This is a genomic window from Chamaesiphon sp. OTE_75_metabat_556 (assembly GCF_031378165.1).
Lineage (GTDB): Bacteria > Cyanobacteriota > Cyanobacteriia > Cyanobacteriales > Chamaesiphonaceae > Chamaesiphon.
Genome location: NZ_JANNDR010000348.1, coordinates 1 through 7,644, shown reverse-complemented (window position 1 = coordinate 7,644; position 7,644 = coordinate 1). Strand labels below are relative to the sequence as shown.

Below are 7,644 nucleotides of genomic sequence, written 5' to 3'. Positions count from 1 at the left end.
CAACTCCGCCCATTTTCGTCGCAGCAGCTTGAATCTGTTGCTGGATATCGGCTTTACGTTGGTTTTGTTCTACATTTACATATCCATCTGCCAAGGTTTTTAAATACTGGGCGGCTGAAACGACGGAAACTGGTGCAGGATGGAGGACTCGATGGGTTTGCGAAATTCGATCGCTGGTAACTACATCATCACCATTGACGATCTCAATCGGTAAAATATCTTCATTCCACAATGTTACCAACCAGCGAATCGGACGTGGAAACTTCAGCTCCCCATTCGCCCACCGCATCAAGCGTTTGCCTTCTAGTTTGAAAATCCACTGGGGGATTAACTCAGTCAAAATCTCGCGCGTATCTCGCCCCGCGATCGTTTTAGTAATAAAAATAAACTCGCCTTTATCCGTCGGACGTAGTTCTAGACTAGAGACATCCACCCCTTGCTTCTTGGCAAACCCTACTGCTGCTGGCGTCGGCTGTCCATCTTTATAAGCGGCTGCGGCTGGAGGGCCTTTGATTTCTTCCACCCGATCGAGCTGACGATCTGGTAAATTGGTAACAATTGCCGATAGACGACGTGGGGTAGCATAGATCTGAATGCGCTCTGGACTCAACGCCGCATCTGCCAAACTCGCCGGAATCATCTGCTCCCACTGGCGAATCGCATCGCTGACAAAGCCTGCGGGTAAATCTTCAGTACCAACTTCTAACAAAAAATCAGACATATCGAACAATTAATAATTACAGCTACAAATCAGATTTAATAGAAACTCGATCGTCAATCCAAACGTCTCTATTATCTAACCTCTGCGTCCTCTGTGCCTCGGCGGTTAAAAAAACTTCCTCAATGCGTGCTAATATCCCACCCAATCTTCAAGTCCTCATTGTCTATAACCCCGCAGCCGGACAATCGCCCGATCTCAAGCAGACACTCGATCGAGTCGCCAATTTGTGGCGCGATCTCGGCTGGCAAGTCCAAATCGCCGCGACTACCGCTCCTGGCGATGCTACTAGCAAAGCCCAAATCGCCGCTCGATCTGGTTACAATGCCGTAGTTGCTGCCGGTGGCGATGGCACGGTGAATGAAGTGATGAATGGCTTGGTGGGAACGGAAACCGCCTTGGGCGTGCTACCACTCGGTACCGTCAATATTTGGGCGCGGGAAATGGGTTTATCGATGGATATGCTCAAAGCCGCCGAAATTCTCGCCAAATCCGAATTGACCAAAATTGACGTAGGCATGGCCGGAAATCGCTATTTCCTGCTGATGGCTGGCATTGGGTTTGATGCGGCTGTCACTGCGACTGTCCGCTCGGAAGAGAAGAAATTATTTGGCGCGATCGCTTATGTCAAGCAAGCCATCCAAATTGCGTGGAATTTTCGGGGCGTTCGGCTCAAACTCCGGATCGACGGCAAACGGGTGCGCGGCAAAATCCTGATGGTGATCGTCGGCAACAGTCAACTCTATGGTGGTGCGATCAAGTTTACCGCCCATGCGACGATCGATGATGGGTTGCTTGATGTCTGCGTGATCAAAGGACGCGATATGTTATCAGCACCGCGTCGATTGATTTCGATCTTCGCTCGTCACTACAACCGCGATCCGCAGGTAAAATACTATCAAGCCAAACAAGTTGAAATTCGCCGCAAGCGCGGTAAGGCTCTACCCGTGCAGGTAGATGGAGATTATCTAGGCACAACCCCGATGAGCTTTCGAGTCGTGCCCGATAGTCTGTGGATTATGGTACCGCCAAATGCCGATCGATCGTTGTGGCGATCGGTTGAGGGTTCGGCTTAGAAGCATTTGTCTAAATTGAATCTCGATCTTTGGCTGCCTATTGTTATCGTGGGAAAATGTTCGATATTTTTTTAACGATTGAGTCATCATCGACAATGCCAGCTTTAAGATTATACTCAAATCTACACTTTGGCTTCCGAAAATAGCCACTATAAGAAAAAGATTTATCTTGCTGCTGATACAATTCTATCTGTGCTCCGACAATCTGGTCTACAATATCGACCGCGAATTGGTATGCTTCTGCTAGCTTGTCGGAACTATCAATGTTTGTCAGATCGCTTTCCAAATACTTGTAAATACCATATGCGATTAATTCAGTAGCATGACTAATATATTCTTTCGTCTTTTGTTGAGGCTCTTTCTGACTCTGAACATAGCGATAAATCGTATAAGCATAGATTAATTGCTGATATACAGAAGAATCATTCTGACCATTAAACAATTTGTGTAATGGATGAATATTATTATTGGTAGCATCAAAGATAGCTTCCATAACTTCATACACACTATTCTTTGCTACTTCTGGCTGCTCGTAGAAAGTTGAATACCAAAACCGCAACAGTGTATCGCTTTCGATGGTAGATTTTAACTGCTTACTAAGCTGATTTGAGAAAACTTCACCGCGCTTGGTTATATATGCGACTCCTTTGTTCGCAAACACTTCTTTTGCATATAGATTAAAGTCTTTATTGCTAACCTTATCTTTATAAGATATGGGTGTTTGGGTATTAGTAGCATCCGTGATTTTTTCAACTATCCCAACATCGCTGGTTTCATACAGTCGTACATTTACGAAAACATTTTGAAGCTTATCAATTCCTTTGCGTTTGCTTTCCTTCAGAACTTCATAGATGACGCGGGTAGTTTGCAATCCATTCACAACAATCGGATTATAGGTTGGCAAAATGTATTTACCACTTTGCAAGGTAGATGGAATCTCCATTCTTTCACATATAATTGTCACCCCGTTGTTAAGCAACGGAAAATAGATTGCTGAATCTGGATCGGTCAATGTTTCTTTCATTCTTTGATTGGGTCTGACTTTAAACCCCAGAAAAGAACGAATATTATCAGAAAAAAGAAACTCAAAAGTATTATTAGTAGATAGTTCCTGTTCGACCAACCGACATAGTTCATCTGCTTCAATCCGAAAGTTTGCGGCTCTGACATTCCCCACAGAATAAGTATACAATCCTTGTCCTTGTCGATCGGACGTAATAATATTTGAAATCTGGGGATTGAAGGTGAACTTAATATTTTTGCGGTTAGCTTGAGCTTTAATTAGTTGACTAATTTTTTCATAAATTGCTTCTGCATCCCAAATTTCATATTCATCAGGCTTATGATAAGCTTTGTAATTTTGACTGTTGGCTGCATAATTAGGATCTTTATTAGAACCAGCATAGACAAAATAATATTTGATTTCGACAATAAAGCCATCTTTTGTTAGCTGCTGATATTCATTGATTTTAGGCTGAAGTAATTCTGTATTTAGTTTAGTTAATCCATGCGTAAAAATATCGTCTACATCGTGGCGGAATTTGTCAAGTTCGTTTGGCTTTAAACCTCGACTATTTTTACACTGAAATACCATTAATGTATAGTATCCACCCTGCTCGATGAATACAGCACCATCTATTCCGCCGTCTTTGCCCTTGATATCTTCGCCGCCATCTGACTTTTGCCTGATTTGGATGTCGTCATACACTTCTTGAAATGGACGCTCTGTAATTGCTGCAATTGAGAATATTTCAAAAGCTATATCTTTCTTTACGTTAAACTGCTCGGATATTCTATTTAAATACCCATCTATAAATAATTGTTGGTTATCCATCTTAATCTGATTTGTTTGAAGTTATTGCTAATGCAATCACAACAGCAGAATTTGGGTTAGAAGATCGTGTTTCGGATCGCGATCGAGACGCGGTCTAAATCCCTGTTCTACTAACAATGCTGTCAACTATCGCAATCCTATTTGATTTCCTCGCAATAACTTCAACCTGTAGGGGGGTGATTCATGCCCATCCTCTACAGGTTAAGCTGTCAACTGTTAGTTATGGCAAAGCGTCTTTAAGTGCCGTTCTGGCGGCTAAATGATTGCGAGTAGAGGTCAGAATCTCGACTTCTCGATCGAGCCTGGTGGTAGTATCTTGCATTTCCAGCAAAGCTTGTTGTTCGGCAGCAACACCATAAAGGTGACTGGCAACCCAATAGGATAGTTCGATCGGGAGTTCTGGTAGATTATCTGGCAACTCGACTGGTTGCTCTGTTAATTTCCCTGACAGATGCACGACATCACGCAGGAGTCGCTCGACATCGGTCGCTAAGGGGCGTAAATCTGCTTCGGTGGGACGGTCTTCGATCCACTCGACTAAACCCACTCGATAGGGCTTCTCGCGGACGTATTCGAGCACTCGAAACCGCTGTTGTCCCATTGTCAAAACTTTCATCCGATCGTCTGGTAACTGCTGAAAATGGACGATCTCCGCACAACAACCGATATCTGCTGGTTGTCCGCGCACGGGATCCCACATCAGTACCCCAAACCTGCGGTCGCTATTCATAATGGTATTCATCATGATCCGATAGCGAAACTCAAAAATATGCAGCGGTAGTGGGCGGCCAGGAAATAACACCAGTTCGGGGAGCGGGAATAGAGGAAGTTCTCTCACGGCGATTGAAGAAGATGGTGCCATTTGCGGATTGGAGCTAAAGCATGGGTTCTTATTATAAGGTTAACGGATCTAACCGCATAAGTGCTACTCCCTTCTCAGCAAAAATATAGACGATCTCTGTTTGTAGATAGCAACAAGCTGAGTCTGCTGGTAGCTTCCAATCGACAGGTGGGCATACTGAAATCGATAGTCTGCACAATTTATGCCCTCGGCTCGGCATCAGCTCGATCGTCACTCATACAAACTGACGATCGAGAGTAGCATCAACAACCAACTATTTTCTAGAACTGCGATCGTGAAAATTATTCAACCTTCTGCGCGAAAACTAGTATGTAAAAAAGATGGCAAAATGCAAGAGGTCAGTCTGACAATTGCTGGAACTACAGCTTTCTGGATTATTACCGGAATACTGCGTTCGCTATTAGTACCATCTCAGCAACATCACAATCCGACGATTGGGATTCTCACCTACGCGATCTTCTGCTTTTGCGCGATCGCTTTCACCCACGACCATATCGCAATATTCGATCTCGATACAAATTCACTGCAAGTCGAAAGATACTTTACTTTATTTAAGAAGCATCATTTCAAAGAATACGATCTTTCAATTATCAGGAAAATTTTAGTTGAAAAACAGCATGGAAATGCTAATTATATTATTGTATTAAAGCAACACAATGGTGATGATATCTACCTACCTAGCCCATATTACTGTGGCGATATCTTAGAGGTTGACGCTGAAGCTCAAAAGATTCGAGATTTTTTGGGTTTGAATCTCAAATCGATTGGATAAATCTAAGTTAGCGTAGTTATTTCAAGCTTTTTGTGCAGGGAATAGATCGCTAATATTGAGTGCGATCTCAGAAAATCCAGGTAAATTAATCGATCGCGGCGGCATAACGATTTGCACGCTAGTATAAATATTACCTTCAGGCTGACGGTATATTTCTAAGCGATTGTCAATCAAATTAACAATCCAATATTCATTAATTCCAGTAGCAGCGTAGAGTGGTGCTTTGGTGTCTCGGTCGAATTTAATTGTCGATTCGGCAACTTCAATGACTAAAATAATATCTGCAGGCGATGGATGACTGTTAATATAATCATCTGATCGTAATCTGGCAATGACAATATCTGGCTCGGGTTCGCTGTTATTGGGTAATGTAATCGGATCTTGACAGCGCACAATTGCCCCATCTCCAACTAGCGTCAGTAATGTCTTCAGTAATTTGGTAGTAGTGACTGTGTGTCGAGTGCCTTTTGCCGCCATCGTAAAAATTTGTCCTAAAATCAGCTCTACCCGTTCACCTTCACGGATAATACCACTTTCGATCATTCCATAATATTCAGCAGTGGTGAGCTGACGGATTTGAGTATTAACCATACGATCTATCTCTAGTAACGCAACTTAATTTTCATCATAACAACATCTACAAAAAAGTCCTCACTTGAGGACTTTTGAAAATAAGTTAGTAGCTCAATATCTAGAGTTTTACTTCGATATCTACACCTGCTGGTAGATCTAATTTCATTAAGGCATCGATCGTTTTAGCTGAAGGATCTTTGATGTCGATGATGCGACGATGGGTACGGGTTTCAAAGTGTTCGCGGGAATCTTTATCAACGTGAGGCGATCGCAAGACACAATAAATCCGGCGGCGAGTTGGTAGGGGAATCGGCCCGATCGCCGTTGCGCCAGTTCTGTTGGCAGTTTCCACAATTTTATCGCAGGAGGTGTCTAATAAACGGCGATCGAATGCTTTGAGGCGAATCCGAATTTTTTGCTGAGCGATGGTTGCCATAATTTTTTAGGTTTGGGTTGTCAAGGTACGAAAAGTAATTGATGAATTAATAATTCATCAGACACAAAGATAGAGATACACACGGTGTATATCTCTATCTTTAATTTAGGTAATTAACCTATTTGATAATTTTGGCTACTACACCAGCTCCGATTGTCCGACCGCCTTCACGGATTGCAAAACGCATTCCTTGTTCGATCGCGACTGGGTTGATCAGCTCTACAGTCATTTTGACCCGATCTCCAGGCATGACCATCTCAGCAGCACTACCGTCATCGGCAGTAAAGGCTTGGATGTTGCCAGTTACGTCGGTTGTCCGCACGTAGAACTGAGGGCGATAGCCAGGGAAGAATGGCGTCTTGCGACCACCTTCTTTGTCGGTGAGTACGTAGACTTCACCTTCAAAGATGGTGTGTGGCTTGATACTGCCCGGTTTGGCAATCACCATCCCGCGTTCGATGTCGGCTTTTTGGATACCGCGCATCAGTACGCCGACGTTGTCTCCAGCCAGACCTTCATCGAGGGATTTTTGGAACATTTCCACACCAGTGATGGTGGTGCTACGGGTATCTTTAATCCCGACGATTTCGACGTTTTCGCCGACTTTGACTTTTCCACGTTCGATCCGTCCGGTAGCTACTGTACCACGACCAGTGATCGAGAATACGTCCTCAACAGCCATCAAGAAGGGTTTGTCGATTTCCCGCTCTGGAGTGGGGATGTAGTCATCTACTGCTGCCATCAGCTCGTAAATTTTGTCTACCCAGGGATTCTCACCTTGGATTGTTTTAGGATTGGCGATCATTTGCTCGACGGCTTTGACAGCAGAACCAGAAACGATTGGCAGATTATCGCCATCGAAGTCGTAGGAAGTGAGCAGTTCGCGGATTTCCATTTCGACGAGTTCGAGTAGCTCTTCATCGTCAACTAAGTCAGTCTTGTTCATGAACACGACTAGACGAGGTACACCAACTTGTTTGGCCAAGAGGATGTGTTCGCGGGTCTGCGGCATGGGACCATCAGCAGCAGATACGACGAGAATACCGCCGTCCATTTGCGCCGCACCAGTGATCATGTTTTTCACATAGTCAGCGTGTCCGGGACAGTCTACGTGTGCGTAGTGACGAGTTACCGTTTCGTACTCTACGTGTGCGGTATTGATGGTGATCCCACGCGCTTTTTCTTCAGGAGCAGCATCGATTTCGTCATATTTACGTGCCTTAGCTGCACCAATTGCCGCTAGGGACATGGTGATTGCTGCGGTCAGGGTAGTTTTACCGTGGTCAACGTGACCGACTGTACCGATGTTAACGTGGGGCTTATTTCTTTCAAACTTAGCGCGTGCCATGAATAATTTCCTGTATTCCTCTTTT

Annotated in this window: 8 protein-coding genes; 2 read left to right on the top strand and 6 right to left on the bottom strand. The window is 44.1% G+C overall.

What is annotated here, in order from left to right:
- A partial coding sequence (locus RMO27_RS14130) for a glycine--tRNA ligase subunit beta (RefSeq protein WP_309733560.1) occupies positions 1 to 721 on the bottom strand: 721 nt, incomplete at its 3' end.
- A gap of 122 nt (positions 722 to 843) precedes the next feature.
- On the opposite strand from RMO27_RS14130, the gene RMO27_RS14125 reads away from it, so the two are divergent.
- Entirely contained in the window at positions 844 to 1,794 is a 951-nt protein-coding gene (locus tag RMO27_RS14125) for a diacylglycerol kinase family lipid kinase (RefSeq protein ID WP_309733558.1), read from the top strand.
- 43 nt (positions 1,795 to 1,837) lie between these two features.
- On the opposite strand, the gene RMO27_RS14120 is transcribed toward RMO27_RS14125, so the two are convergent.
- Both RMO27_RS14120 and RMO27_RS14115 read right to left on the bottom strand, forming a co-directional pair.
- On the bottom strand, positions 1,838 to 3,628 hold the full coding sequence (locus RMO27_RS14120) for an AIPR family protein (RefSeq protein ID WP_309733557.1): 1,791 nt from the start codon (positions 3,626 to 3,628) through the stop codon (positions 1,838 to 1,840).
- Between the two features lie 220 nt (positions 3,629 to 3,848).
- Positions 3,849 to 4,490 carry an LON peptidase substrate-binding domain-containing protein gene (locus tag RMO27_RS14115; protein WP_309733555.1) on the bottom strand — a complete coding sequence of 214 codons (642 nt, stop codon included), beginning with the start codon at positions 4,488 to 4,490 and terminating at the stop codon, positions 3,849 to 3,851.
- A gap of 181 nt (positions 4,491 to 4,671) precedes the next feature.
- Between RMO27_RS14115 and RMO27_RS14110 the strand changes: the two genes are divergently transcribed.
- Positions 4,672 to 5,262 (top strand): hypothetical protein, encoded by a 591-nt coding sequence (locus RMO27_RS14110; protein ID WP_309733553.1) that lies wholly within the window; start codon positions 4,672 to 4,674, stop codon positions 5,260 to 5,262.
- Between the two features lie 21 nt (positions 5,263 to 5,283).
- Here the strand turns inward: RMO27_RS14110 and RMO27_RS14105 are convergent, their stop codons facing one another.
- From RMO27_RS14105 to tuf, 3 genes are all read right to left on the bottom strand, one after another.
- A complete protein-coding gene (locus RMO27_RS14105) occupies positions 5,284 to 5,853 on the bottom strand; it encodes a Uma2 family endonuclease (RefSeq protein ID WP_309733551.1) in 570 nt (189 codons plus the stop codon).
- A 100-nt stretch (positions 5,854 to 5,953) separates the two neighbouring features.
- Entirely contained in the window at positions 5,954 to 6,271 is a 318-nt protein-coding gene (gene rpsJ, locus RMO27_RS14100; RefSeq protein WP_366944870.1) for a 30S ribosomal protein S10, read from the bottom strand.
- A gap of 118 nt (positions 6,272 to 6,389) precedes the next feature.
- Positions 6,390 to 7,619, bottom strand: coding sequence for an elongation factor Tu (gene tuf, locus RMO27_RS14095; protein ID WP_309733561.1), 1,230 nt, complete (start codon positions 7,617 to 7,619; stop codon positions 6,390 to 6,392).
- Positions 7,620 to 7,644 lie beyond the last annotated feature (25 nt).

Coding starts and splice junctions, on each gene's coding strand:
- RMO27_RS14125 (WP_309733558.1), top strand. CDS start 844: ATGCGTGCTAATATCCCACCCAATCTTCAAGTCCTCATTGTCTATAAC.
- RMO27_RS14120 (WP_309733557.1), bottom strand. CDS start 3,628: ATGGATAACCAACAATTATTTATAGATGGGTATTTAAATAGAATATCC.
- RMO27_RS14115 (WP_309733555.1), bottom strand. CDS start 4,490: ATGGCACCATCTTCTTCAATCGCCGTGAGAGAACTTCCTCTATTCCCG.
- RMO27_RS14110 (WP_309733553.1), top strand. CDS start 4,672: ATGCCCTCGGCTCGGCATCAGCTCGATCGTCACTCATACAAACTGACG.
- RMO27_RS14105 (WP_309733551.1), bottom strand. CDS start 5,853: ATGGTTAATACTCAAATCCGTCAGCTCACCACTGCTGAATATTATGGA.
- rpsJ (WP_366944870.1), bottom strand. CDS start 6,271: ATGGCAACCATCGCTCAGCAAAAAATTCGGATTCGCCTCAAAGCATTC.
- tuf (WP_309733561.1), bottom strand. CDS start 7,619: ATGGCACGCGCTAAGTTTGAAAGAAATAAGCCCCACGTTAACATCGGT.